This window comes from Haematobacter sp. (assembly GCF_032102465.1).
Classification (GTDB): domain Bacteria; phylum Pseudomonadota; class Alphaproteobacteria; order Rhodobacterales; family Rhodobacteraceae; genus Haematobacter.
Map to the genome: position 1 here is coordinate 29,137 of NZ_DAMDHB010000028.1, position 25,796 is coordinate 54,932.

At 64.5% G+C, this 25,796-nt stretch carries 24 protein-coding genes; 18 read left to right on the top strand and 6 right to left on the bottom strand.

Annotated elements, in window-relative coordinates; translation table 11 throughout:
- Positions 1-585: 585 nt before the first annotated feature.
- On the bottom strand, positions 586-1,845 hold the full coding sequence (locus RT513_RS15430) for an NAD(P)/FAD-dependent oxidoreductase (protein ID WP_290685056.1): 1,260 nt from the start codon (positions 1,843-1,845) through the stop codon (positions 586-588).
- Positions 1,846-2,007: 162 nt separating this feature from the next.
- Between RT513_RS15430 and RT513_RS15435 the strand changes: the two genes are divergently transcribed.
- Entirely contained in the window at positions 2,008-2,346 is a 339-nt protein-coding gene (locus RT513_RS15435; protein WP_035745693.1) for a hypothetical protein, read from the top strand.
- A 363-nt stretch (positions 2,347-2,709) separates the two neighbouring features.
- On the opposite strand, the gene RT513_RS15440 is transcribed toward RT513_RS15435, so the two are convergent.
- Positions 2,710-3,462, bottom strand: a complete 753-nt coding sequence (locus RT513_RS15440) for an SDR family NAD(P)-dependent oxidoreductase (RefSeq protein ID WP_290685053.1) — start codon at positions 3,460-3,462, stop codon at positions 2,710-2,712.
- Between the two features lie 63 nt (positions 3,463-3,525).
- The gene (locus RT513_RS15445; RefSeq protein WP_256947371.1) at positions 3,526-4,227 is read right to left on the bottom strand and encodes an alpha-ketoglutarate-dependent dioxygenase AlkB; all 702 of its coding nucleotides are present in this window, start codon (positions 4,225-4,227) and stop codon (positions 3,526-3,528) included.
- Positions 4,228-4,452: 225 nt separating this feature from the next.
- On the opposite strand from RT513_RS15445, the gene dnaK reads away from it, so the two are divergent.
- The 3 genes from dnaK to radC all read left to right on the top strand — a co-directional run bounded on the left by dnaK (position 4,453) and on the right by radC (position 8,519).
- Complete coding sequence (gene dnaK / locus RT513_RS15450) at positions 4,453-6,363, top strand: molecular chaperone DnaK (protein ID WP_035745697.1); 1,911 nt, start codon at positions 4,453-4,455, stop codon at positions 6,361-6,363.
- A 65-nt stretch (positions 6,364-6,428) separates the two neighbouring features.
- Complete coding sequence (dnaJ, locus tag RT513_RS15455) at positions 6,429-7,580, top strand: molecular chaperone DnaJ (RefSeq protein ID WP_088216328.1); 1,152 nt, start codon at positions 6,429-6,431, stop codon at positions 7,578-7,580.
- 183 nt (positions 7,581-7,763) lie between these two features.
- Entirely contained in the window at positions 7,764-8,519 is a 756-nt protein-coding gene (gene radC, locus RT513_RS15460; RefSeq protein ID WP_290685048.1) for a RadC family protein, read from the top strand.
- Between the two features lie 428 nt (positions 8,520-8,947).
- On the opposite strand, the gene RT513_RS15465 is transcribed toward radC, so the two are convergent.
- Entirely contained in the window at positions 8,948-9,559 is a 612-nt protein-coding gene (locus RT513_RS15465; RefSeq protein ID WP_290685046.1) for a hypothetical protein, read from the bottom strand.
- Between the two features lie 52 nt (positions 9,560-9,611).
- On the bottom strand, positions 9,612-12,344 hold the full coding sequence (gene secA / locus RT513_RS15470) for a preprotein translocase subunit SecA (RefSeq protein ID WP_088216325.1): 2,733 nt from the start codon (positions 12,342-12,344) through the stop codon (positions 9,612-9,614).
- A 213-nt stretch (positions 12,345-12,557) separates the two neighbouring features.
- Between secA and RT513_RS15475 the strand changes: the two genes are divergently transcribed.
- From RT513_RS15475 to RT513_RS15490, 4 genes are all read left to right on the top strand, one after another.
- Entirely contained in the window at positions 12,558-13,403 is an 846-nt protein-coding gene (locus RT513_RS15475; RefSeq protein WP_290685043.1) for a peptidylprolyl isomerase, read from the top strand.
- A 26-nt stretch (positions 13,404-13,429) separates the two neighbouring features.
- Positions 13,430-14,803 carry a bifunctional glutamate N-acetyltransferase/amino-acid acetyltransferase ArgJ gene (argJ, locus tag RT513_RS15480; protein WP_290685042.1) on the top strand — a complete coding sequence of 458 codons (1,374 nt, stop codon included), beginning with the start codon at positions 13,430-13,432 and terminating at the stop codon, positions 14,801-14,803.
- Complete coding sequence (locus tag RT513_RS15485) at positions 14,800-15,198, top strand: (deoxy)nucleoside triphosphate pyrophosphohydrolase (RefSeq protein WP_290685041.1); 399 nt, start codon at positions 14,800-14,802, stop codon at positions 15,196-15,198. The genes argJ and RT513_RS15485 overlap by 4 nt, the downstream gene beginning before the upstream one ends.
- Positions 15,199-15,352: 154 nt before the next feature.
- On the top strand, positions 15,353-15,496 hold the full coding sequence (locus tag RT513_RS15490; protein WP_088216321.1) for a hypothetical protein: 144 nt from the start codon (positions 15,353-15,355) through the stop codon (positions 15,494-15,496).
- A 305-nt stretch (positions 15,497-15,801) separates the two neighbouring features.
- On the opposite strand, the gene ubiG is transcribed toward RT513_RS15490, so the two are convergent.
- Positions 15,802-16,545, bottom strand: a complete 744-nt coding sequence (ubiG, locus tag RT513_RS15495) for a bifunctional 2-polyprenyl-6-hydroxyphenol methylase/3-demethylubiquinol 3-O-methyltransferase UbiG (protein ID WP_088216320.1) — start codon at positions 16,543-16,545, stop codon at positions 15,802-15,804.
- Between the two features lie 61 nt (positions 16,546-16,606).
- Here ubiG and pip point away from each other — a divergent pair, with 61 nt between their 5' ends.
- The 10 genes from pip to RT513_RS15545 all read left to right on the top strand — a co-directional run.
- Positions 16,607-17,575 (top strand): prolyl aminopeptidase, encoded by a 969-nt coding sequence (gene pip / locus RT513_RS15500; protein WP_088216319.1) that lies wholly within the window; start codon positions 16,607-16,609, stop codon positions 17,573-17,575.
- A 139-nt stretch (positions 17,576-17,714) separates the two neighbouring features.
- Positions 17,715-19,874, top strand: a complete 2,160-nt coding sequence (locus tag RT513_RS15505; protein WP_290685040.1) for a YjbH domain-containing protein — start codon at positions 17,715-17,717, stop codon at positions 19,872-19,874.
- Entirely contained in the window at positions 19,865-20,524 is a 660-nt protein-coding gene (locus RT513_RS15510; protein ID WP_290685039.1) for a YjbF family lipoprotein, read from the top strand. The genes RT513_RS15505 and RT513_RS15510 overlap by 10 nt, the downstream gene beginning before the upstream one ends.
- A 75-nt stretch (positions 20,525-20,599) precedes the next feature.
- Complete coding sequence (locus RT513_RS15515) at positions 20,600-20,845, top strand: hypothetical protein (RefSeq protein WP_290685038.1); 246 nt, start codon at positions 20,600-20,602, stop codon at positions 20,843-20,845.
- A gap of 200 nt (positions 20,846-21,045) precedes the next feature.
- Positions 21,046-21,609: a dTDP-4-dehydrorhamnose 3,5-epimerase gene (rfbC, locus tag RT513_RS15520; protein WP_088216317.1), complete on the top strand. Its 564-nt coding sequence runs from the start codon at positions 21,046-21,048 to the stop codon at positions 21,607-21,609.
- A 5-nt stretch (positions 21,610-21,614) separates the two neighbouring features.
- Entirely contained in the window at positions 21,615-22,655 is a 1,041-nt protein-coding gene (rfbB, locus tag RT513_RS15525) for a dTDP-glucose 4,6-dehydratase (protein WP_088216316.1), read from the top strand.
- Complete coding sequence (rfbD, locus tag RT513_RS15530) at positions 22,652-23,509, top strand: dTDP-4-dehydrorhamnose reductase (RefSeq protein ID WP_290685037.1); 858 nt, start codon at positions 22,652-22,654, stop codon at positions 23,507-23,509. Before rfbB ends, rfbD begins: the two co-directional genes overlap by 4 nt.
- Position 23,510: 1 nt before the next feature.
- The gene (gene rfbA, locus RT513_RS15535) at positions 23,511-24,386 is read left to right on the top strand and encodes a glucose-1-phosphate thymidylyltransferase RfbA (RefSeq protein ID WP_088216314.1); all 876 of its coding nucleotides are present in this window, start codon (positions 23,511-23,513) and stop codon (positions 24,384-24,386) included.
- Between the two features lie 389 nt (positions 24,387-24,775).
- Positions 24,776-24,955 carry a hypothetical protein gene (locus RT513_RS15540; RefSeq protein WP_290685034.1) on the top strand — a complete coding sequence of 60 codons (180 nt, stop codon included), beginning with the start codon at positions 24,776-24,778 and terminating at the stop codon, positions 24,953-24,955.
- Between the two features lie 144 nt (positions 24,956-25,099).
- Positions 25,100-25,796 (top strand): hypothetical protein (locus RT513_RS15545; protein WP_313534138.1); only part of this gene is annotated, 697 nt, incomplete at its 3' end.

Genomic DNA, 25,796 nt, shown 5'->3' on the forward strand with positions numbered 1-25,796 from the left:
CTGGTCGATGCTGGTCGATGCTGGTCGATGCTGGTCGATGCTGGTCGATGCTGGTCGATGCTGGTAAAGGTTCTCGGATCGCTGCGGTTGTAAAGGGGTGTGTCGGGACAGGGCCCGTCCCTGCCCGAATTCGGGGATTTTCCGGCGTTGAGGTCCATTTCGATTTCAGCGGCGTGTCGCCGATCCAGGCTTCGTCAGCCTGTTGAGGTTGGCCGACCCGCTGAAGTCCTGAAGTCCCGCTTCACATCAGCACGCGCTCGAGCAGCAATCGCTTTTCTTCACGGCCTCGCGGAGGACGGCTTGCCGCAACGGCAAGTGCGGCGCTTCGCAGAAGCTGGCGACTGCCGGAGATGGGACCCGCTTCGGCGAAGCAGGCAATTCCATGGTCCATGCACACATTGACCCTCTCTGTGCGACGATGAACGCGGGCGCCTTCCCGGCAGTCGATACACCGAGGTTCTCGTGCCCTGATGGAGGCCATCGCCCCAAAGCTCGCAGCAGGCCCCCGCCCCGGGACACCCGCTCTCCCCCTTCCGCGGCAGCCGGCCCGTTGGGGGCTCGATGCCCCCGGCGGGCCGCCTCGGCTTAGGGTTGGCGGAACAGGTCGGCGTCAGGGTCTTCGATCCCCTCGACCCGGCCCCGCACGATATCTGCAGCAATGGCGGAGAAAGTGATCCCGTTGCCACCGAAGCCCATCACCACATGCACCCGTTCCGCTCCCGGCGCGCGGTCGATGATCGGTAGCCCGGTGGTGGTGTTGCCGAAGGGCGCGGCCCACGCATATGCCGGTTCGCCGATGTCGATGCCCGTCAGGTCGGCGAGCTTCTCCACGATCCGCCGCGTCTTTTTCTGACCCTTCGCGGGGTCAGCGAAGGCGGTGGCGCTTTCCTCGTCCTCGCCGCCCACGATGATCCGCCCACCGCTCGCGGTCCGAAAATAGAGATACGGATCAGACGCCTCCCAGACCAGAAAGCCGTCCAGCCAATCGGGCCGGGCCATGTCGGGGCGGGAGGCCAGCGCCCAGGTGGAGATGATGCGATGGGCCGGGCTTTCCATCACCTTGAGAAATTCGTAGCCCGTGCAGAAGACCACATGCTCCGCCGTGAGCAACCGTCCCTCCGATGTGGCGAGAATCACGGTCTCTCCCCGTTCCTCGACATCCGTCACTTCGACGGGAGAGACCAGTTCCGCCCCCCGCGCCAAGGCCGCGCGCAGCAGGCCCGCCGTCATCTGCGCCGGATTGGCGGAGGCGGAGAAGTCGGACACGATGGCGCCTGTACGGCTGAGACCGAAGCGATCCTGAAGCGTGGCAGCGTTCAGATATTCTGCCGCGATTCCAGCGTCATGACGGGTCTGCGTCTCCGTCTGCAAGGCGCGCGAGCCATATTCGTCGCCGGCAAGGTAAAGCGCCTGTTTCGCCGTCATCGCACAGTCGATGCCCAGCCGCTCCACGCGGAGACGCAGGTCTTCCACGGCACGGGCGGACCGCCGCCATGCCCGCGCCGCCTTCTCCGCACCGATCTTGCGGGCGAGCACGTGCAGCGGCACGTCGATCTCATGCTGGATCATCGCCGTGCTGGCGAGCGTGCTGCCCTCCACCGGGTCGCGCCGGTCCAGGATCAGCACGCGCCGAACCCCGTCCGCCAGCGATTCCGCCACGAGCGCTCCGCTGATGCCGCTGCCAATGACGATCACGTCATAGTGTCGGCTCAGCGGCTCCCGCGCGGCAGGAGCCTTGCGGTGCTGTGTCGCCGCCCAGAACGGCCGGTCGCGATGCAGCGGGCGGTGTTCGGTGGGTCCATCGCCGCCCGTGGAGGGGGAGCGCTCGGTCTGTCCGTCATCCACGGTGTTTCTCCTGTGCGAACCGCTCCGCCCGAACGCCCGGTCCCGCGCCCGGTTCCACTTCGGGGGGAAAGGCAATGGTTGTGCCGGGGCAGCGCTGTGCCTATTGCGGGAAATGTCGCTGGAGCAGCCATCTCGGCGCCGCGTGCAACGTGAGGGAAAGAGATGACCGATACGGAAAAGCAGAAGCGCCCGCAGCAGGTTTACATGCTGGTGGTGGAGGTGGGACGGCGTCCAGGCGACGGCCTGCCGAACGGCGCGACCGGCGCGGGGCTGATCGTCTATGCCAGCGGTGTGGATGAGGCGGAGGCCGTGCGCGAGACGGTTGCCGTGCTCCGTCAGGCAGAGATGGCACCGCTCGACGTCTCCGGCTATGGCACGCTGGAGGAACGGCTCGCTGCCGGGCAGGACGTGCCGGACGAGGAGCGCGCGCTGATGGAGCGGGCGCTGGCGGAGAACGCCGTCGTCATTGCCCAGATGGAACCCTATTTCGACAAGGGTTGAACGGCAGACGTCAGGGGACTTGGCTATCCGCTGAACTGACAGGTTGCCGAAGCCGGGAAACCGGCACCGGAATTCCCCGGCATAAGCGGATTTTCGGCGGTATCTTGTCAGGCTGCAAACGATCTCCGTTCAAGACGGACCTAACAGGCTGCCTGACAAGGCTTCCGGGCCTGCCTTGGAACGCAACCGTTCCCAACCTGGCGAAATCCGGCAGTAAATAAGGACATTTGGGATCGTTCCGGGGCCGATGTCCCGATCTGCGAAGCATAGGCCTGAGGCGCAGCGCGGAGAGCGGGAAAGTGCCCCTTCGCCGCCGCCCCGAAAGGCAGCGGCCATGAGTCCCTCCGCCTCCGGGAGAGTGCGTCAGGGAACCGTATAGCCCCCGTCCACCAGATGGTAGCTGCCGGTGACGAACGAGGCGCGGTCCGAGAGCAGGAAGCAGGTCAGCGCCGCCACCTCCTCCGAACGGCCAAGGCGCCCCATCGGATGCAGGGAGATGAGGTGGTCATGCGTAGCCGTGTCCATATGGGCCAGCAGCGGTGTTTCGATATAGCCCGGACCGACCGCGTTCACGCGAATGCCGCGCGTCGCATAGTCGAGCGCGGCGGTCTTGGTCAGACCGATCACGCCGTGTTTCGCCGCCACGTAATCCGGGTTTCCCGCCGTGCCCACGGAACTGAGGATGGAGCCCATGTTGACGATCGCGCCGCCGCCTGCCCGCTCGATCGCCGGCAGCTCATGGCGGAGACAGTAGAACACGCTGTTGAGGTTCACGTCGATCACGCGCCGCCAGGTCTCAACGTCATAGTCACCGACCGGCGCAGGGTGCTGGCCGCTGATCCCGGCATTGTTGACCGCCAGATGCAGCGCGCCGAATTCGGCCTCGGCGAAGGCGACCATGGCGCGAACGGCCTCCACATCCGTCACATCGACGCGGAAGGGCTTGCCGCCCACCTCGGCCGCGAGCGTCGCGGCGCGATCCTCGTCCATGTCCGCGACAACGACCTTCGCACCGCCCGCAGCCAGTTCACGCACCACCGCCGCACCGATACCGGAGGCGCCCCCGGTCACTATGGCGACCTTGCCATCGAATTCCGCGCCTTTGGCTTCAGCCATGACACATCTCCTTCAGGATGTCTGCGCGGGAAACATAGGCGCTTTGGCCGCGTCGTCGCCCCTTCATGACGAAGTGACGCAGCGGAGCGTGACGTTGATCCGCCCGCCCTGCGGCAGAAGCGTGGAGGAACCGAAGCGGATCCTGTCGATCCCGTGATAGGCCAGCCGCGCCGCGCCTCCCATCACCACCACATCGCCGGACCGGAGCCAGACGGACTCCGTTCGTTCCTCCCGCTTCGTGCCGCCCATGCGGAACAGGGCCTCGTCGCCAAGCGAAAGGGAGACGACCGGAAAGCGGTAATCGCCCTCATCCTTGTCCTGATGCAGCCCCATGCGCGCCGCTTCCCCGTAGAAATTGACGAGGCAACTGTCCGGCAGCCGCCCGGTGCCCGAAACGGCGCGCCAGACGGCGAGGATGCTGTCGGGAATGGCGGGCCATGCCTCCCCCGTGCCGGGGTGTCGCGGCTCGTAGCGATAGCCGCGCCGGTCCGTCACCCAGCCCAGGCGCCCGGCGGAAGTCATCTGCACCGACATGGGCTTGCCCCAGGCCGTCATGGGCCGCAGGAACGGTGCCTCTCCCGCGACGGCGCGGAGATCGGCCACCATCGCCTCCTGCTTCGCCCGGTCGAGAAGAAAGTCGCGATAGAGCAGGAAGCCCCGGATCGCGACAGGCGGGGCGGGCGGAGCGGCCTCCTCCCCCGGATGCGGATCAGGCCCCTGCCCCCGCTCCGGGGGCGGCATGGATGACGGGTCGCGTTTCGGCATTTCTCCCTCCGTCTGCGAGGCCGGTGATGGAGACCGCCCCGCCGCGCGTTTTGCCCCGAGTTTGCACCGAGTTTGCCCGGTGCTCCGCTTGCAGCGCTATTTCACCCTCCTTATATACCGCTGGAGCCGTCGGGAGGGTATCTCCCGGCGAACCACTGGGATCGGGGAGCGGAGGCCGAAGTCCGGCTCCGAACTCCAATAATCGCCGAAGGAAGAGGTAAATACATGGCCAAAGTCATCGGGATCGACCTCGGGACAACCAACAGCTGCGTCGCCATCATGGACGGGTCGCAGCCCCGGGTGATCGAGAATTCCGAAGGCGCGCGGACGACCCCGTCGATCGTCGCCTTCACCGACACCGAGCGCCTCGTCGGACAGGCCGCCAAGCGGCAGGCCGTCACCAACCCCGCCAATACCGTGTTCGCCGTGAAGCGCCTGATCGGTCGCCGCGTCACCGACGCGGAGGTCGAGAAGGACCGCAAGCTCGTCCCCTACAACATCGTGGACGGCGGCAATGGCGACGCTTGGGTCGAGGTGCATGGCGAGAAATACTCGCCCTCGCAAATCTCCGCCTTCATCCTGCAGAAGATGAAGGAAACCGCCGAGTCGTATCTTGGCGAAACGGTCACGCAGGCCGTTATCACCGTGCCCGCCTATTTCAACGACGCCCAGCGTCAGGCGACCAAGGACGCGGGCAAGATCGCGGGCCTTGAGGTGCTGCGCATCATCAACGAACCCACGGCCGCCGCTCTGGCCTATGGGCTCGACAAGAAGGAAACGAAGACGATCGCGGTCTATGACCTCGGCGGCGGGACCTTCGACATCACGATCCTTGAGATCGATGACGGTCTGTTCGAGGTGAAATCGACCAACGGGGACACGTTCCTCGGCGGCGAAGATTTCGACATGCGCATCGTGAGCTACCTCGCCGAGGAGTTCAAGAAGGAGCATGGCGTCGATCTGACCAAGGACAAGATGGCGCTTCAGCGGCTGAAGGAAGCTGCGGAAAAAGCCAAGATCGAGCTGTCCTCCAGCCAGCAGACCGAGATCAACCAGCCGTTCATCTCGATGGACAAGAACACCGGCACGCCGCTGCACATGGTCATGAAGCTGACCCGTGCGAAGCTCGAATCGCTGGTGGATGATCTCATCAAGAAATCGATGAAGCCGTGCGCCGACGCTCTGAAGGATGCCGGCGTCTCCAAGGGCGACATCGACGAGGTGGTGCTGGTCGGCGGCATGACGCGCATGCCGAAGGTCGTCGAGGAAGTGACGAAATTCTTCGGCAAGGAGCCGCACAAGGGCGTGAACCCGGACGAAGTCGTGGCGCTCGGCGCGGCCATTCAGGCCGGCGTCCTGCAAGGCGACGTGAAAGACGTGGTCCTGCTCGACGTGACCCCGCTGTCCCTGGGCATCGAGACGCTGGGCGGCGTGTTCACCCGGCTCATCGACCGCAACACCACCATCCCGACCAAGAAATCGCAGATCTTCTCCACCGCCGAGGACAACCAGTCGGCCGTGACGATCCGCGTCTTCCAGGGCGAGCGGGAAATGGCGGCGGACAACAAGATGCTGGGCCAGTTCAATCTGGAGCAGATCCCGCCCGCGCCGCGCGGCATGCCGCAGATCGAGGTGACCTTCGACATCGACGCGAACGGCATCGTGAGCGTGTCTGCCAAGGACAAGGGCACCGGCAAGGAGCAGAAGATCACCATCCAGGCGTCCGGCGGTCTGTCGGATGACGAAATCCAGAAGATGGTGCGTGACGCCGAGGCAAATGCCGAATCGGACAAGAAGCGCAAGGAACTCGTCGAGGCCAAGAACCAGGCGGAAGGGCTGATCCACTCCACCCGGAAGTCGCTGGAAGATCATGGCGACAAGGTCGATGGTTCCACCGTGGAGGCGATCGAACTGGCCATCGGCGCGCTGGAAGAGTCGCTCAAGACGGAAGATGCCGGCAAGATCAAGGGCGGCATCCACAACCTGACCGACGCCGCGATGAAACTTGGCGAGGCGATCTACAAAGCCAGCCAGGAGGAATCGGCCGAGAAGGAAGAAGGCCCCGCCGGGGCGCGCGATGACGATGACATCGTCGATGCGGACTTCGAGGATCTGGGCAACAACAAGCGCTCGTAACGGGCGCGGAATGCGGAAAGGCCCGGCCCTCGGCCGGGCCTGACCGTGTTTGAAAGGGAATTTCAATGGCAAAGCGGGATTTCTACGAGGTTCTGGGCGTCGAAAAGGGCGCCTCGGCCGAGGAAATCAAGAAGGCCTATCGCAAGAAGGCCAAGGAACTTCATCCCGACCGCAACGCCGACAATCCGAATGCAGAGGCCGAGTTCAAGGAAGTGAACGAGGCCTATGAAACGCTGAAGGACGAGCAGAAGAAAGCCGCCTACGACCGCTTCGGTCATGCGGCCTTCGAGGGGGGGATGGGCAGCGCGGCCCGGGGGCGCGGTGGCGCCTATCAGGGCGGCGACTTCGCCTCCGCCTTCTCCGACGTGTTCGAGGATCTGTTCGGCGACTTCATGGGCGGGCGTCAGGGCGGTGCCCCGCGCTCCCGCGCGCAACGTGGCTCCGACCTGCGCTACAACATGCGGATCACGCTGGAAGATGCGTGGAGCGGCGTGCAGAAGACGATCACGGTACCTGCCTCCGCCGTGTGCGAGGCCTGCCACGGCACCGGTGCCGAAGGCGGCGCGGAGCCCGTGACCTGCCCCACCTGCTCGGGCATGGGCAAGGTGCGCGCCCAGCAGGGCTTCTTCACCGTGGAGCGGACCTGCCCGACCTGCGGCGGCTCCGGCCAGATCGTGAAGAACCCCTGTAAGGTCTGCCATGGTGCCGGCCGGGTGGAGAAGGAACGGACGCTCTCCGTCAATATCCCCGCCGGGGTAGAGACGGGCACCCGCATCCGGCTTGCCGGTGAGGGAGAGGCCGGTCTGCGCGGCGGGCCGACGGGCGATCTCTACATCTTCATCGAGGTGCGCGAGCACCCGATCTTCCAGCGCGACGGCCAGACACTGCACTGCCACGTGCCGGTCAGCATGACCACGGCCGCCCTCGGGGGGGAGATCGAGGTGCCGACGATCGACGGCGGGCGGAGCCGCGTGAAGGTGCCGTCAGGCTCCCAGTCCGGGCGTCAGATGCGGCTGCGCGGCAAGGGGATGCCCCAGCTCCGCGGCGGAAACCATGGCGACATGCTGATCGAACTGACGGTGGAGACGCCGGTCAACCTCACTCAGCGGCAGAGGGAGCTTCTGCGGGAGTTCGAGGAAATCGACGCGAACAACAACCCGGAAAGCTCCTCCTTCTTCACGAAGGTGAAGAGTTTCTGGGATGGGATGAAGGGCTGAGGGGGCGGAAGCCCCCTCTTCCACCGACAGGCCTCCTGAAAGCGTCTCGGCAGCCTTCGCGGCGGTCCTGATCGGGCGATACGTTCTTCAATAGTTCAGAGCTGATCAGGGCTTGCGATAGCGAATCGCCGGGACGGAGAGTTTTTTAACGCTTTGTTCACTCCGCCTGGGCACACTCCCCCCATGACCCACGCGTTTCAGGAAGCCCCCCTCCCATTGTTGCTCGACCCAGATGAGGCCGAGGGGTTTCCGCTGCCCGACAGGCTGCCCTCCTATATCCGGGATCATCGCAAGCGTCTGCGTCACCGGTTCATGGCGGGCGGCGCCGCGGCAATGCCGGATTACGAGCTGCTCGAGCTTGTGCTGTTCCGTGCCATTCCCCGGCAGGACGTAAAGCCGCTCGCACATCGGCTGATGGCTGCCTTCGGCGATTTCAACGGCGTGATCTCCGCGCCCCTGCCGCGGCTGAAAGCGGTGGAGGGAGTGGGAGAGGCTGTGATGCAGGAGTTGAAGATCGTGGAGGCGGCGGCGCATCGCATGGCGCGAAGCCGCATCATGCATCGCCCCGTTCTGTCCTCATGGAGCGCGCTGCTCGACTACTGTCGGGCGGCGATGGCGCACCGGGAGACGGAGCAGTTTCGCATCCTGTTTCTTGATCGGAAGAACACGCTCATCGCGGATGAGGAGCAGGCGCGGGGCACGGTGGATCACGTGCCGGTCTATCCGCGTGAGGTGATGAAGCGGGCTCTTGAACTGAACGCCTCCGCCTTGATCCTGGTGCACAACCACCCCTCGGGGGATCCGACGCCGTCCGATGCCGATATCTCGGTGACGGCGCAGATCGCCGCCGCGGCGCAGGCCCTCGGGCTGACGCTGCACGACCATCTCATTATCGGCAAGGCGCGGGAGGTGAGTTTTCGCGCCGCAGGGTATCTTTAGCAGGCGGCTGAAAAAGTTCTGAGGTGACATGGCTTATGGACCGGAAATCGGGAAATCAGCCCCGGAATGGTAGATTCTGGATGTCGTCTGATTGCACACGATCTCCACTCCCACACGGACTTGGAAGCCTTTCTAAGCACTCTGCCAGTGATGCGACGCCCGCAGATTCCCCTGCGTGCAAAGCGGTATCTTCCGCCATAATCGTACCGCCAGGTTCAACCCGGCAGGGTCGGGCCGCTGGGCGGGGAGTACCCTAACAGGCCGCTGAAAGAGCATTCCGGTGCGGCGCGGTTTTGGAGATCGCCCCGGGTACCGCACATTTCGGCTCGTGACAGAACCGATTTCCGGGTTTCAACGTGGATATCGTGTTTCAGCAGGCCGCCCAGCCACAGAGCCTGGCGCGGCGATACCGCAGGCATAGCTCACCTTCAGCCAGCCAGCCCCCGCAGGTGAAGCCTCTCCCCCACCGCGTCGCAGGCGGGAAGGCTCACCGTCAGATCGCGACGCTCGATGTCGCCGCGCCGGATCACCAGCGTCTCGCCGATGAGGTCGCGGCCGCAGGTCTCGGGGGTGACGGGCAGAACCACCTCGGGCGCGAGGCTGTCCGACGCACGGGCGGACAGGACAAGCGCGCGCAGCGGGAAGGCCACATCCGCGGTGCCGTAATGGCCGGCTCCCGTCAGTTCCAGCTCTCCCGGCCCCAGCCACTGCAACACGAAGCGGTTGTAGGCTGTGACTGTCGGCACCTCGATCTCCGCCAGAACGGAGGGCGCATCGGGCAGCGTCGCCGTGATCTCCACCCTCGGCGAGAGCGCGGGATAAACGCCCGAGAAATGCCCCCTCGCGTCCAGCCGCTCCGTAACCACGAAGGCATCCTGCGCGATCAGGATGCGCGTATCGGGTGCGCAATCCGCCTCCACCGTCACGCTGACAGAGGCCGGCGCGGCAGGGGTGAGCGTCAATACAGGCGCACAGGCCCAAGCCCCGCCGGGGAGAAGGGCGACACCTGCAGCCAGCAGAGGACGGCGTAAGGGGGGCACGGCAATCTCCCTGACGCCCGCGACCCGTTCAGGGGACGCGGGCAGATGCCGGTCAGATGAACCGACCGTGGCAGTGCTTGAACTTCTCGCCCGATCCGCAGGGGCAAGGATCGTTGCGCCCGGGATTGCCCCAGGTTGCGGGATCGGCCTCATCGAAGCCGCTTGCCTCCACCCTCACCGGGGCCGGTTCCGCCTGATTGAGCGGCGCGTCATCGGCGGTCGTAACCAGTTCAGGCACGGCCGCGGGCTGGGCTGCACGTTGCTGCGCGATGAGCTGGCGCATCATCTCAGCCTGCTCCTCCTGCGTGAGCGGGCGGATCATGGCGAGCTTGGCCGTCACCTCGGAGCGCAGGGATTCGAGCATGGATTCGAACAGGCCGAACGCCTCGGTCTTGTATTCGTTCAGCGGATCGCGCTGCGCATAGCCCCGGAAGCCGACGACGGAACGGAGATGTTCGAGCGTCAGCAGATGCTCCCGCCACTTCGCGTCGATGGTCTGGAGCAGCACCTGCTTTTCGATGCTGCGCATCGTCTCGTCGCCGAAGGCTGCGGCCTTTTCCGCGGTGAAGGCGTCGGAGGCTTCCGCCAGCCGCTCCCGCACCACCTCCTGATCGACGCCCTCCTCCTCCTGCCAGTCCTTTACCGGCAGGTCGAGGCCAAGCTGGGTCTGCACCGCATCGTGGAAACCGGCCATGTCCCATTGATCGGAATAGCTTTTCGGCGGAAGATGCGTATCCACCAGATCTTCGATGACCTGATGGCGCATGTCTTCCGCGATCTCGGCCACTTCATTGGCCGACATGATCTCCCGGCGCTGGCTGAAGATCGCCTTGCGCTGGTCGTTCATCACGTCGTCATATTTGAGAAGTTGCTTGCGGATATCGAAGTTGCGGGCCTCCACCTTGCCCTGCGCCTTCTCCAGCGACTTGTTCACCCAGGGGTGGACGATGGCCTCGCCTTCCTTCATCCCCAGTTTCTGGAGCATGGAGTCCAGCCGTTCGGAGCCGAAGATCCGCATCAGGTCGTCTTCCAGCGACAGGAAGAACGACGACCGGCCCGGATCGCCCTGACGGCCGGACCGCCCGCGAAGCTGGTTGTCGATCCGGCGGCTTTCGTGACGTTCGGTCGCCAGAACGTAAAGCCCGCCCGCCTCCAGCACCTTCTGCTTCTCGGCGGCGTGCTCCTCCTCGATCCGGGCGCGCACCTCGTCCGGGTTTGCTTCCGGGTCGATCTCCAGCGCCTGGATCACCTTCATCTCGACGTTGCCGCCAAGCTGGATGTCCGTCCCGCGGCCGGCCATGTTCGTGGCGATGGTCACCGCGCCGAGCTTGCCGGCCTCGGAGACGATCATCGCCTCCTGCTCATGGTGGCGGGCGTTCAGCACGTTGTGCGGGATACCCTCCTTCTTGAGCAGGCTGGACAGCAGTTCCGACTTCTCGATGGAGGTAGTGCCGACGAGAACGGGCTGGCCCTTCTCGTTCGCCTCACGGATCGCCTTGACGATCGCGTCGAACTTCTCCCGCGCGGTGCGATAGACCTGATCGTGTTCGTCGATCCGCTGAATGGGCCGGTTCGTCGGCACCTCGACCACGCCGAGTTTGTAGATCTCGGCGAATTCCTCGGCTTCCGTCGCGGCCGTGCCCGTCATGCCGGAGAGCTTGTCGTAAAGCCGGAAGTAATTCTGAAAGGTCACGGAGGCGAGTGTGACGTTCTCGGGCTGGATCTGGACGTCTTCCTTGGCCTCGATGGCCTGGTGCAGCCCTTCGGAAAGCCGCCGTCCCTTCATCATCCGCCCGGTGAATTCGTCGATCAGCATCACCTCGCCGTCCCGCACGATGTAATGCGTGTCGCGCTGGAACAGCTTGTGCGCCCGGAGACCCTGCGTGACGTGGTGAACGATGGTGGTCGATTCGGGATCGTAGAGCGACTGGCCCTCCGGCAGCACCCCCATCTCGTGCAGCCGCTGCTCCACGAATTCGTTGCCGTCCTCCGTGAAGACCACGGTGCGCTGCTTTTCATCCAGCGTGAAGTGCTCGGGCTGCACTTCCGGGATCAACACATCGATGGTCTTGTAAAGTTCGGATCTGTCCTGAGACGGGCCGGAAATGATGAGCGGCGTGCGCGCCTCGTCGATCAGGATCGAGTCGACCTCGTCCACCACGGCGAAGAAATGGTCGCGCTGCACCATCTCCTCGATGGAGGACTTCATGTTGTCGCGCAGATAGTCGAAGCCCAGTTCGTTGTTCGTGGCATAGGTGATGTCGGCCTTGTAGGCCGCGCGCTTCTCCGCATCCTGCTGGAACGGATAGACCACCCCGGTCGTCAGGCCGAGCGTGCCGTAGACCTTGCTCATCCAGTCCGCGTCGCGCTTGGCCAGATAGTCGTTCACCGTGACGACATGCACACCGCGACCCGCCAAGGCATTGAGATAAACAGGAAAAGTCGCCATGAGGGTCTTGCCCTCACCCGTCTTCATCTCCGCGATATTGCCCTGATGGAGGAAGATGCCCGCCATGAGCTGCACGTCGAAGGCCCGCAGGCCCAGAGCGCGGCGCGCGCCCTCGCGGCAGTTGGCGAAGGCCTCCGGCAACAGGTCGTCCAGGCTTTCGCCCTTGGCGTATCGGTCCTGGAACTCGACCGTCTTGGCCCGCAGGCCCTCATCCGAGAGAGCCTTAAACTCAGGCTCCAGCGCATTGATCCGCGCGACGAGCGGGCGAACTTCCTTGACCTTGCGATCATTCGGGGTCCCGAAGACCTTCTTGGCGATTTTACCCAGCCCCAGCATGTTTTCTCCGCTTGGCCCACGTCATCGTGTGGCCACCGGCCTTGCCCGGGCGGGATGCCTTGCCTAGAACCACCCACGGAACGGCTCCGGAAGGGCAATGGACAGGGACGCCCCGGTCGCGCCGGTGCCATGAATCCTTGGGCGATGTAAGGGTCGCCCGCTCAACTGTCAACGCCGCGAGGGGTCGCGGCTTCTGCGAGGAAAGCATCCGACATGTCGAAAATGGCGAAGTTCTGCATGAGCGCGGCGGTAACGCTGGCACTGGCGCTCCCTGCTGCTGCCGCAGATGTGACCGCTGAAACCGTCGTCGCGACGGTGAACGGCAAGGATATCACGATGGGCGATCTGCTCGTGGTGAAGGAGGGTCTGCCCGCGCAGTACCAGCAGCTTCCCGATGACGTTCTGATGAACGGGCTGATCGAACAGCTCGTGCAGCAGACCGTTCTGGCCGACAGCGTTGAGGGCAAGCTGACGAAGCGAGAGGAGATCGGCCTTGGCGCGACGGAGCGGGCCTTCCTTGCCGGGACGGCGCTTGAGCGCGTCGCGGCGACGGCGGTGACGGAAGAGGCGGTCAAGGCCGCCTATGACGAGCAATATGCCAAGGTGGAGCCGGGCAAGGAATATCACGCGCGCCATATCCTCGTTCCCACGGAGGATGAGGCGAAGGCCGTCGAGAAGGCCATCGCGGACGGCGGCGATTTTGCCACGGTCGCCAATGAAAAGACGCAGGATCCCAGCGGCAAGACCAATGGCGGCGATCTGGGCTGGTTCGGGGCCGGTATGATGGTGCCGGAATTCGAGGAAGCCGTGTCCGCCCTGCAACCCGGACAGGTGTCCCAGCCGATCCAGACCCAGTTCGGCTGGCATGTCATCAAGCTGGAGGAAGTGCGCGACGCCGCCGTTCCCGCGCTGGACGAGGTTCGTCCGCAGATCGAGACGCAGCTCCAGCAGGCCGCCGTTCAGGCGGAACTCGCGAAAGCCACCGAATCGGCCAAGATCGAGCGCACCGAAGGGATTGACCCGTCCGTGCTTCGCAATCAGACATTGCTGAACGAGTAACAGCCCAGCGGCGCGAGGAGACAGGAATGGCGAAGGACTGGAAGGCCAAGGCGAAAAAGGCCGAAGGCAAGGTCGCCAAGCTGAAGAAGAAGCTGGAAACCGCGGTGGGCGAGGCGGTGGAGCGGGTCGAAGACGCCGTTTCCACCGCGAAGAAGAAGAAGCTCCCCGTCTCTCCCCTCGCGCCCGCGGCCTTTCCCGCGCTGCCCGTCATCGCGGGTGTGGAATTCGCCGCCGCAGAGGCCGGTGTGCGCTACAAGGGCCGGACCGACGTGATGCTGGTCCGGCTGGCCCCCGGCACGTCCATCGCCGGGGCCTTCACCAAATCCTCCACCCGCGCGGCTTCGGTGCTGGACTGTCAGGCAAAGCTTGCCGGCCCCATCGCGCAGGAGGCCGGGGCCGCGATCATCGTGAACTCCGGCAATGCCAATGCGTTCACCGGCCGGAGCGGTCAGGACGCGGTAGACAGCGTGACAGGCGGGGTTGCCACGGCGCTCGACCTGCCTGTGTCCCGCGTCTTCTCCTCCTCCACAGGAGTGATCGGCGAGCCGCTGCCGCATGACCGGATCACCGCCGCGCTGGAGGACCTGAAAACCGCGCTGTCGGCGGACGGTATCGCCGACGCCGCCCGTGCCATCATGACCACCGACACTTTCCCCAAGGGCGCGATGGCCGAGGTGCAAGGGGATGGCGGCACGATCCGCATCGCCGGGATCGCCAAGGGATCGGGCATGATCGCGCCCGACATGGCGACGATGCTCGTCTATATCTTCACCGATGCGAAAATCCCCGCAGCCACGCTGCAACGCATGGTGAGCGCCCATGTCGATGGCACGTTCAACAGCATTACCGTGGACAGCGACACCTCGACCTCCGACGCGCTGATCGTCGCGGCCACGGGGCAGAGCACTGCCGCAGAAATCCGGGACCTGCGCAGCAAGGGCTCCCGCGCCTTCCAGAAGGCGTTGCAGGGCGTGATGCTCGACCTCGCCAAACAGGTGGTCCGTGACGGTGAGGGCGCGACGAAGTTCGTCGAAGTCCGCGTGACTCGTGCCGCCAATGACGCGGATGCACGCAAGGTGGCGCTCGCCATCGCCAATTCCCCGCTCGTCAAGACAGCCGTGGCGGGTGAGGATGCGAACTGGGGCCGGATCGTCATGGCGGTCGGCAAATCGGGGGCGGAAGCGGATCGGGATCTGCTTGCCATCCGATTCGGAGACCTGCTTCTGGCAGAAAAAGGCCTTCGCGCGGAGGGTTACAGCGAAGAGGCCGCCTCCGCCTACATGAAGAATCAGGAGTTGACGATTTCCGTCGATCTGGGACTGGGCCGCGGCAAGGCGACGGTCTGGACCTGCGATCTCACCCACGGATATATCGACATCAACGCCGACTACCGCTCGTGAAACTGGTTCTCGTTTCAGCGGTTGCGCTGGTGGATGGTGACGGGCGCGTGCTCCTGGCGCAGCGCCCGCCCGGCAAGTCACTGGCCGGACTTTGGGAGTTTCCGGGAGGGAAGGTGGAGCCGGGGGAAACACCGGAGACGGCCCTCATCCGCGAACTGCATGAGGAGCTTGGCATCGACACGGAGGAGAGCTGCCTTGCGCCGCTCACCTTCGCCAGCCATTCCTATGCCGATTTCCACCTGCTCATGCCGCTTTTCGCCTGCCGCCGCTGGCGCGGGATCCCCGAGGCGCGCGAGGGGCAGGTGCTGAAATGGGTGCGGGCCGATGCGCTCCGCGATTATCCCATGCCGCCCGCCGATATTCCCCTGATCCCTATCCTGCGCGACTGGCTTTGATTTCTTTCCGATCGGTCGATCCGTTAATCATCCTTTAGGTGGTTGCGGCATAGAATCAACACATTCGCGGGAGTTAATCTTGCGGGATGATTTAAGACCGTTCATGAGATATCCTTAACGGACCGCAATGGTCTTGCTTTGGGAGGAGAAAGCCATGCTGCGCACCATCACCATCGGAAGCTGCATTTCCGTGCAGGGAATGTTCATAAAGATGCTCGAAAACGGCAAGGTCGTCGTTCGGGTGGGCGACAAGACCTTCACCGGAAGGCCCGTGGAAACCGGCAAGCGCGCCGCCTGACGGTCGGGGGACAGAAGGCAGGGTTCCGGTCGGGGACTCCGGGGCGCGAAGATCAAGAATAATGCGCCTCGCGGGCTGAACCGTTTCCTATCCAACTGGCGGAGTTGACACGTCTTGCAGCTGAGCGGCGCTGCAGCCGTGACCGCGGTCAATCGGCCCGGAAGCATCGGCCCTGTCCGTGCACGTCCGGTTCCTTGTCCTTTGTTCCGAGTCCTTTGTTCCGACCCTATGCGGCTCGGCTCCGTGGCCTTGTGCGATCGTCTGCAATGGCAGCGACAGCAGCCTGACCTTGCGTATGGGCGCTTTCAGAGCGGTCTCGTGCTCGCCGTGACGTAGTTTACGGAGAGATCCCTCGGAGAGAGCGACCATCTCTGGCGCAGCGGATCGAAGACCATGCCCTTGCGATCCACCTGGGTCATTCCCGCGGCCGCGATCAGGGTGCCGAGTTCTTCGGGCGTGATGAACTTCCGCCAGTCATGCGTCCCCTTCGGCAACCACCGAAGAACCCATTCCGCGCCGACGATGGCAAGGGCGAAGCTCTTGGCGGTGCGGTTCAGCGTGGAGCAGATCATCAGCCCGCCCGGTTTCAGAAGATCATGGCAGGCGGTCAGATAGGCGAGGGGATCGGCGACATGTTCGATCACCTCCATGTTGAGGACGACGTCGAACCGCTCCCCTGCGGCGGCCAGCGCCTCTGCCGTGGTATGACGGTAGTCGATGGGGAGTCCCTGCTGCGCGGCATGCACCCGCGCGACCGGAATGTTGCCCGCTGCCGCATCCGCGCCCACCACATCGGCGCCGAGCCGCGCCATCGGCTCGGACAGAAGTCCGCCGCCGCAGCCGATATCCAGAAGCCTCAGCCCCGCGAAAGGGCGCGGCTCGTTCCTGTCGCGTCCGAATTCCGCGGCGATCTGGGCACAGATATAGTCGAGTCGGCAGGGGTTCATTCCGTGAAGCGGTTTGAACTTACCATCAGGATCCCACCATTCCGCCGCCATGGCTTCGAATTTGGCGACTTCGGTGGCATCGACTGTGGTCTCCGTCGTCATCCCCTGTCCTTTCGCGCAATCGGAATAGGCAGCGCCCGCCTGACGGTTATATAGTACCCTCATGGACAGGACCGCATCCCCGAAACGCCCCCCGGCGACGCTTTACCCTCCGACCGACCCGTTCGACCAGCGCATGATCGAAATGGGCGACGGCCATGTCGTTTACATGGAGCAATGCGGGAACCCTGAGGGTCAGCCCGTGATCGTGCTCCACGGCGGCCCCGGCGGCGGGTGCAGCCCGATGATGCGCCGGTTCTTCGACCCGCAGGTCTATCGCATCGTGCTGTTCGATCAGCGGGGCTGCGGGCGCTCCCGCCCCTACGCCAGCGTGGAGGCGAATACGACGCAGCATCTGATCGGCGATATCGAGCGCATCCGCAAAGCGCTGGATATCGACGCCTGGATGGCCTTCGGCGGAAGCTGGGGCGCGACACTCGCTCTGCTTTATGCGCAGGCCCATCCCGAGAGGGTGAGCGCGCTGGTGCTGCGCGGCGTGTTTCTGATGACGCAGGCGGAACTGGCCTGGTTCTATGGCGGCGGGGCGGGCCGGTTCTTCCCCGATCTGTGGCAGCGTTTCGCCAATGCCGTCCCGGAGAGCGAGCGGGGCGACCTTATCGCGGCCTACCACCGGCGCCTGTTCAGTGGAAACCTGCAGGAGGAAGTGGCCTATGGCCGGCTCTGGGCAGGGTGGGAGAATGCTCTGGCAAGCATCGACCACCCTGCGGTGATGGGCGACGGGCCGGCGGACTATGTCCGCGCCTTCTCGCGGCTCGAGAACCACTACTTCACCCATCGCGGCTTTCTGGAACAGGACGATCAGATCGTTGCCCGGGCGGCAGGCATTGCCCATATCCCCACCCGGATCGTGCAGGGGCGGTACGACATGGTCTGTCCGCCTGTCTCCGCCTGGCGGCTGGCGGAGCGGCTGCCGCGCGCGGACCTGCGGATGATCCCCCTGGCGGGCCATGCGCTCTCCGAACCAGGCATCGCCGCGGAACTGATCAGCGCGACCGACGACTTCCGTCTCTGATCCGCTGCGCCGGAACGGCACCGAGTTGCCACCTGCGCCGGGTTTCGTCGGTCCCGCTATTGTGACTGGCGGTGACTGCGGCTAGCCTTGCTGCAATCAAAGAGCAGGCGGACACACCGCGACAACAGGCCGGGGACAGATGACACCACCCTTCAGACGAGACAGGCGCCCCGGGCGCGCCGTGGCCTCTGTCCTCGCGCTTTGCGCCGTGGCCGCGCCGCTTTCCGCCGAGACCCTCTTGCCCTCGCCCGCGCTCACACCTTCCCCCACGATGAACATGAACGGCGTTGCCGGCCTGATCGACATGCCCACGGGCGAGGCCATGCCGGATGGGGAATTCACGCTCGGCATCGGGCATTTCTCCGGCATCACGCGTGGCACGCTGAGCTTTCAGTTTCTGCCGTGGCTGGGCGCGTCCTTCCGCTACAGCGAGACGCGGGATTTCAACTACGCGGGCTACGACACCTTTTACGACCGGAGCTTCGACCTGCGGCTGACGCCCCTGAGGGAGCAGGGCTACTGGCCCTCGTTGACCATCGGGTTTCAGGATCTTGCGGGAACGGGGGTGTTCTCGGGGGAATATGTCGCGCTGACCAAGACCGTCATTCCCGGCCTCAAGGTCACGGGTGGTCTGGGCTGGGGGCGGCTGGGGACCGGGCATGACCTGGGCTCGCCCTTTGGCGACCGGCCCGGCGGATTCAGCGGCACGGGCGGCAAGTTCGAACCGGATCGCTGGTTCCGCGGGCCGATGTCGCCCTTCGCGGGCGTGGAGTGGCAGGCCAACGACAGGTTGGGCTTCAAGGTCGAGTATTCCTCCGACGCCTATGTGCTGGAATCGGAGCAGAGCGATGTCTTCGACCGCAAGTCCGACTGGAACTTCGGCGCCGAATATCAGGCAAGCGAGAATATCCGGCTGGGCGCCTACTACATGTATGGCAGCGAGTTCGGCCTGACATTTCAGCTCGCGCTCAATCCGAAGAACCCGCCGAACCGCAATACGACCGAACCCGCTCCGCTGCCGGTGGTGGCGCGCCCCGATCCAGTCTCCCGCCCGGAGGCGTGGAGCCGTGAATGGGCGCAGAACCCGGAAGCCGCAGTGACCTTGAGAGACCGGCTGGAGACGGTTCTGGCCGCGGACGGCATGCATGTCGAGGCGCTCTCCGTCACGGCGGAGACGGCGCGGCTCCGGCTGCGGAACAACAAGTTCGATCAGGAACCGCAGGCCATCGGGCGCGCCGCCCGCGCGATGACCCGCACCCTTCCGGCCTCCATCGAGACGTTCGAGATCGAGCCGGTCAATCGCGGCATCCCCGCCGCGCGCGTCACCTTCAAGCGGAGCGATATCGAGGCGCTGGAAAACGCGCCCGACGGATCGAATCGCCTTCTCGCGCGGACCGCAATCGGCGAGACGACCGATGCCGTGGCGGAAGGCACCGCTTGGGGCGAGGGGCTGTATCCGAAATTCCGCTGGTCGCTTGGCCCGAATGCGGTATTCAGCTGGTTCGACCCCGATCAGCCGGTGCGGGCCGACCTGAACGCCTTGCTGGCGGCGGAATATGACCTCCTGCCCGGCCTGACGTTTTCAGGCGCTGTCTCCAAGCGGATCATCGGCAACCTGGACAGCGTGGAGCGCGTGTCGAACTCGCGCCTGCCGCATGTCCGCTCCGATCAGGCGGAATATGACAAATACGGCGATCCCCGTATCGAGCGGTTGCAGGTGGCCTGGTATCGCCATCCGGCGGAGGAGATCTACACTCGTGTCACCTTCGGCTATCTGGAGCAGATGTTCGGCGGCATTTCGACAGAGGCACTCTGGGCGCCCGTCGGGAGCCGCCTGGCCTTCGGCGCGGAGCTGAACTGGGTCAAGCAGCGCGACTTCGACGGTTACTTCGGCTTTCAGGACTATGATGTCGTGACCGGCCATGTCTCGGCCTATTACGATATCGGCAGCGGCTACCGCGCGGAAATCGACGTGGGCCGCTATCTGGCGGGCGACTGGGGCACCACATTGACGCTGGAGCGTGAATTCGCGAACGGCTGGCGTGTGGGCGCCTTTGCCACCTTCACCAACGTCTCTTCGGAGGATTTCGGCGAGGGATCGTTCGACAAGGGCATCACCCTCACCATTCCGATCTCCTGGATGCTCGGCCAGCCGACGCAGCAGGCCTATTCCACCGCCATCCGCCCGATCAACCGCGATGGCGGAGCACGTCTCGGCGTGACGGGCCGGCTTTATGACACGGTGCGCGGCATGCATGAGGAGCGGCTCGAACAGCAATGGGGCAAGGTATGGCGCTGATGCGAAAGGCGCTCGTCGCCACTATCGGGCTTGCGCTCATGACGCTGGCCGGTTGCGGCGATCTTCAGGATTCACGCACCCTGCTTCGCGACGTGGTCATGGGCGCGGGCGACCGTCCCCAGCCCACACCCATGCCCCAGGTCACGCAGGCAATGCTCGCGCAGCAGAAAACGCCTCTCATCTCCGCCCATGTCGAGCGGACGGGGGGCAATGCGCTCCTCGCCCTCGCCGGGCGAAATGCGGGGGTGGATGCCTATGTGTCCGGCGATGGATCCACGCTTGCCTTCAGGGAGGGCGTGCTCGTCGCGACTCGGGGCCTCGCCGGAGCGGATCTGATGTCCGCCGACGTGCCGTCCCGCGCCGTCATTTCCGCAGGCGCAGGCCAGCACCAGCGCCGGATGTTCTACATCGACGGGGATAACCAGTCTTACGGCCGCTCCTTCCTGTGTGATCTTGGCAACATCGGGCGGGAGAATCTTGTCGTGGCAGAGCGGAGTTTCGCCACCCGGCACATCATCGAACGCTGCACGAGCGAAGACATTTCCTTCGAAAACGCTTATTGGATTGACGATTCCGGCGTCATACGCGGCTCGCGGCAGTGGGTCTCGCCCTATCTGGGGTGGGTCGAGCTTCGTCAGCTCAAGGATTGATTGCGTTTGGAAAATCCATGGGCCATGCTATCTTCTGATCGTGAATTACACGCTAGCCGACCCAAGAGGTAGAAAATGATGAAATCGACTGTTTCCGCACTTGCGGCCGGAGCGATCCTGCTGTCCAGCACCGTCGCAAGCTTCGCCGGCTCCGTTGCTGCGCCGATCCCGGAGCCGGAGCCCGTCGTCGTCGTCGGTGAGACCGGCAGCATGGGTGGCGCCGGCACCATCGCCGCCATCGCAGCCGCCGTTGCCGTCGTCGCTCTGATCGCCGACGACAGCAGCGACAGCCGCCGCGGCACCACGACCACCACGAACTGAGCTTTCGTGCAAACGTAAGCGGGAAAGGGCAGACGCTTCGGCGTTTGCCCTTTTTCATGCGATCTGGAACGACGGTTCCCGCTGTCAAGACATGAGCAAGGACATGAGCTTGGCCCCTTCTGGCGCGTCTTGGCCGGTGACAGACCTGCCGCGACTTGCTAGGCATGAAGCGGGGAGGCGTGAAAAGGAACGGAGCAGGGATGCAGATCGAGGAGACGGCCCTCCCCGGGGTCGTAATCATCACCCCCAAGCGATTTGGCGACGACCGCGGTTATTTTTCCGAGACATACAACCTCAAGGCCCTGTCCGATCTGGGGATCTCCACCCCCTTCGTGCAGGACAACCAGTCCCTCTCACGCCAGGTCGGGACCGTCCGCGGCCTGCATTTCCAGCGTCCGCCCCATGCGCAGGCGAAGCTGGTCCGCGTGCTTCAGGGCCGGATCCTTGACGTTGCAGTGGATGTCCGCAAGGGTTCACCGCATTACGGGAAATGGGTGGGCGTGGAGCTTTCGGCCGAGGATGGTCGTCAGCTCCTGATCCCGGCAGGCTTCCTGCATGGTTTCGTCACGCGGGAGCCGGATACGCTCGTGTTCTACAAATGCTCGGACTACTACGCGCCTGAATGCGACGGCGGCGTCCGGTTCAACGATTCCGACATCGGCATCGACTGGGGAATCTCCCAGGATGACGCCGTGCTTTCGGCCAAGGATGCGGCGGCGCCCGCCTTTGCCGATTTCGACAGCCCGTTCCCCTATACGGAGTGAGATCGATGAAGATTTTGGTGACCGGCGGAGCCGGCTTCATCGGATCGGCCGTGGTGCGCCGGGCCGTGGCACAGGGCCATGAGGTCGTTAATCTCGACGCGCTGACCTATGCCGCCTGCCTTGACAACGTGGCGGGCGTGTCGGGTTCGAACCTCTATACTTTCGAGCAGGCCGACATCCGCGACCGGGAGGCGCTCGACCGCATCTTCGCCGCCCATGACCCGGATGCGGTGATGCACCTTGCCGCCGAAAGCCATGTGGACCGTTCCATCGACGGGCCCAAGGACTTTATCGAAACCAACGTCACCGGCACGTTCAACATGCTGGAAGCCGCGCGGGCCCACTGGACGAACAAGGGGCGCCCCGAGAGCTTCCGCTTTCACCACATCTCCACCGATGAGGTCTTCGGCACTCTGGGGGAGACCGGCAAGTTCACCGAAGACACGCCCTATGCCCCGAACAGTCCCTATTCGGCTTCCAAAGCCGGGTCCGACCATCTGGTCCGGGCCTGGCACGAGACCTACGGCCTGCCCGTGGTGATGACGAACTGCTCCAACAACTACGGTCCCTTCCACTTCCCGGAAAAGTTGATCCCGGTCGTCATCCTGAAGGCCCTGGCAGGAGAGCCGATCCCTGTCTATGGCAAGGGGGAGAATGTCCGCGACTGGCTCTATGTGGAGGACCACGCCGATGCACTGCTTCTGGTGGTGGAGAAGGGCGAGATCGGACGCAGCTACAACATCGGCGGAGAGAATGAGGCGAAGAACATCGACCTCGTGCGCATGATCTGCCGCATTCTCGACGAGAAGCATCCCGAAGGCGCTCCGCATGAGCAGCTCATCACCTTTGTGAGCGACCGTCCGGGCCATGACCTGCGCTACGCCATCGACCCCTCGCGTATCCGCGAGGAATTGGGCTGGCGCCCTTCCGTCACGCTGGAGCAGGGGCTGGAGAAGACGGTGCAGTGGTATCTCGACAACAAGCCATGGTGGCAGGCCCTGCAGGATCGCGCGGGCGTTGGTCAGCGCTTGGGGACCAAGGCGTGAGGCTTTTGGTCATCGGCAGGACCGGGCAGCTCGCCACGGAGTTGCAGGACCGCGCGGGCGCCGCTCTGGAGGTCACCGCCCTGCCCCGCGACAAGGTTGATCTGACCGACCCGGAGAGCGCGGCCCGCGCAGTCCGGGAGGCGGAGGCCGATGCCGTCATCAACGCCGCCGCCTATACCGCGGTGGACAAGGCCGAGGCGGAGGAGGAGACGGCCCGGCTCGTCAATGCCGCCGCTCCCGCCGCCATGGCCCGTGCCGCAGCCGGGCGCGGGCTGCCGTTTCTGCATGTCTCGACCGATTATGTCTTTGCGGGCGACGGCACGGCGGCCTGGAAACCCGACGACCCGACAGGACCGCTTGGCGTCTATGGACGCACGAAACTGGAGGGGGAGGAGGGTGTCCGCGACGCGGGCGGCACCTCTGCGATCCTGCGGACTTCTTGGGTTTTCTCGGCGCATGGGGCGAATTTCGTCAAGACCATGCTGCGCCTCGGGCGCGAGCGGGAGCGACTGACCGTCGTGGCGGACCAAGTCGGCGGGCCGACACCTGCTGCCGACATTGCCGATGCGCTGATCGTCATGGCCCGCGGACTGATCGCCGATCCGGCGAAAAGCGGCACCTATCACTTCTCCGGCGCGCCGGATGTGAGCTGGGCCGACTTCGCGCGCGAGATCTTCCTGCAGGCCGGCCTGCAGGTGGACGTGGCGGACATCCCCACCTCCGCCTATCCGACGCCGGCGCGACGGCCGGCCAATTCGCGGCTCGACTGTTCCTCCCTCACGGCCGGTTTCGGCATCCCGCGGCCGGACTGGCGGCAGGGGCTGGCGGCTGTCCTCAAGCAACTGGAGACCTGAGATGACGGCACGCAAGGGTATCGTTCTGGCGGGCGGCTCCGGCACCCGGCTCTACCCGATCACCATCGGGGTGTCGAAGCAGCTCATGCCGGTCTATGACAAGCCGATGATCTACTATCCGCTCACCTGCCTGATGCTGGCCGGGATCCGCGAGATCGCGATCATCACCACGCCGGACGATCAGGCGCAGTTTCAGCGGCTTCTGGGGGACGGCTCGCAATGGGGCGTGAGCCTGGAGTGGATCGTCCAGCCCTCCCCGGACGGGCTGGCGCAGGCCTATCTGCTGGCGGAGGAGTTCCTGGCCGGAGCCCCCTCGGCGATGGTGCTGGGCGACAACATCTTTCACGGCGCGGGTCTGCAGGAGTTGCTCAGGTCTGCCGATGAGAAGGAAAAGGGCGGCACCGTCTTCGGCTACCGCGTTGCCGATCCCGAGCGGTATGGCGTTGTCGGCTTCGGTGAAGGCGGGCGCGTTACCCAGATCATCGAAAAGCCGAAGGTCCCGCCGTCCTCCTACGCGGTCACCGGCCTCTACTTCCTTGACGGCACCGCCTCCGCGCGGGCGCGGGACGTCAAGCCCTCGGAGCGGGGGGAGCTTGAAATCACGACGCTGCTGGAAAGCTACCTTGCCGACGACCTGCTGTCGGTCGAACTCATGGGGCGCGGCTTCGCCTGGCTCGATACCGGCACGCATGCAAGCCTTCTGGACGCGGGAAACTATGTCAGGACGCTGGAAGAGCGGCAGGGCCTGCAAAGCGGCTGTCCTGAGGAGATCGCCTACGCCGCTGGCTGGATCACACGCGACCAGTTGCTCGCGCAGGCCAAACGCTTCTCCAAGAACACCTACGGTGCTTATCTCCAACGCCTCGCGGCGGATTGATCCAACGCCCGTGCGCGGCACTATCGCCGCCGCGTGCGGGCGTTGCAGTCTTAGGAATTTCAATCTTGGGAATTAACGTAAAGACGAGAGCCCGCACAGACATGCGGGCATTAAACCAGCGCGAGACGTGTCACGCGGCAAACTTAGGATAACATTCTTGGGGGTATTGAGTGGAGCAGAGGGGGGGTCTACACCAAATGACTTTAATCGCATGAAATCCCTTGATATTTTGGAAGCTAACCTCTAGAAACTGGTCAGAATGGTGCATTGTGGCGGGCGGGAGCAGAAACGCGGGGCGGCGGCTTCTCGTCCTGAAACACAGTCGCTGGTGGTTCCGCAGAGCGACCTCGAAAGCCTGTGAGAGGACCTTCGGAGGCGCTAAGTTCTACATGGTGAACTTGGAGACCTCGGACCTTCGGGCCGCACAGGACCTCCGTGACGATCTGGAGCGGGAGAACTCCGAGACCTTCGCCAACATCCTCTCAGGAAAAACCACGGCGGTAGCGGCCCTGTCTGCAAGGGAGCGCGGAATCTTCGTCCGGGAGGCAATTGCCGCCGTAGCGGATTAGAGGCAGGACGGTCCAGATGGCCCGCCCGGTCCCTACGAGTTGGCCCGATGGTCGGCGGAGGAGACCGCTGATAGCTTCCGGAACGAGGCGGAGCGCACGGCGTTCCTGGACGCACTGCATGGGCGCGATGCGGTGGAGACCCACTTGGAGACGTATCTCGCCGCCGCTCATTTCGCTCCCAAGACCGTTCTGGAGCGTCGTGGGAACATCGGGAAGTTCGCTCAATGGGCCTCTGCACAGCGCTCCGCCCTGACGGTTGACCGCATAGACCGGAAGCAAGCCGGGAAGTATGTCTCCGATGTCATCGACGGTATGCATCCCGCTACGCAGAAAAAGCACTTAGCGGGCCTTCGGAGTTACTGGCGCTGGCTGGCGGCGCGGGGGCACGTCACGCTCCCGGCTGGCGCATTGATGGAATCGGGCTGGCCTTGGGATGGTCAGCAGATGCAACGCAATGGGAAGCGAGTGGAAAGGGGGAGCCGAGAGGAAGAACGTCCGTTCACCGATGCCGAGATCGCGTCACTACTTGCTGCGCCCTTCCCAAAGGGCGTGGATGTCGAACACGCGAACCAGATAAGAGATGCAATCCATATCTCGCTCCTGTCTGGGATGCGGATGGCGGAGGTGTTGACACTATGGATGGAAGAGGTCCGGGAAAGCTCCGATGGAGTAGGATTGGTGTTCGACATTCAGCAGGGCAAGACCGATGCATCGGTCCGCCCGATGCCTGTCCATTCCGACCTTATATCCATCGCTCAGCGCCGCTTACGGGATCAGAGGGGACACAGGTGCCGCGCGACAATCAGGGTGAGATTCCGCGTCAATCTGGGTGAGACGCCGT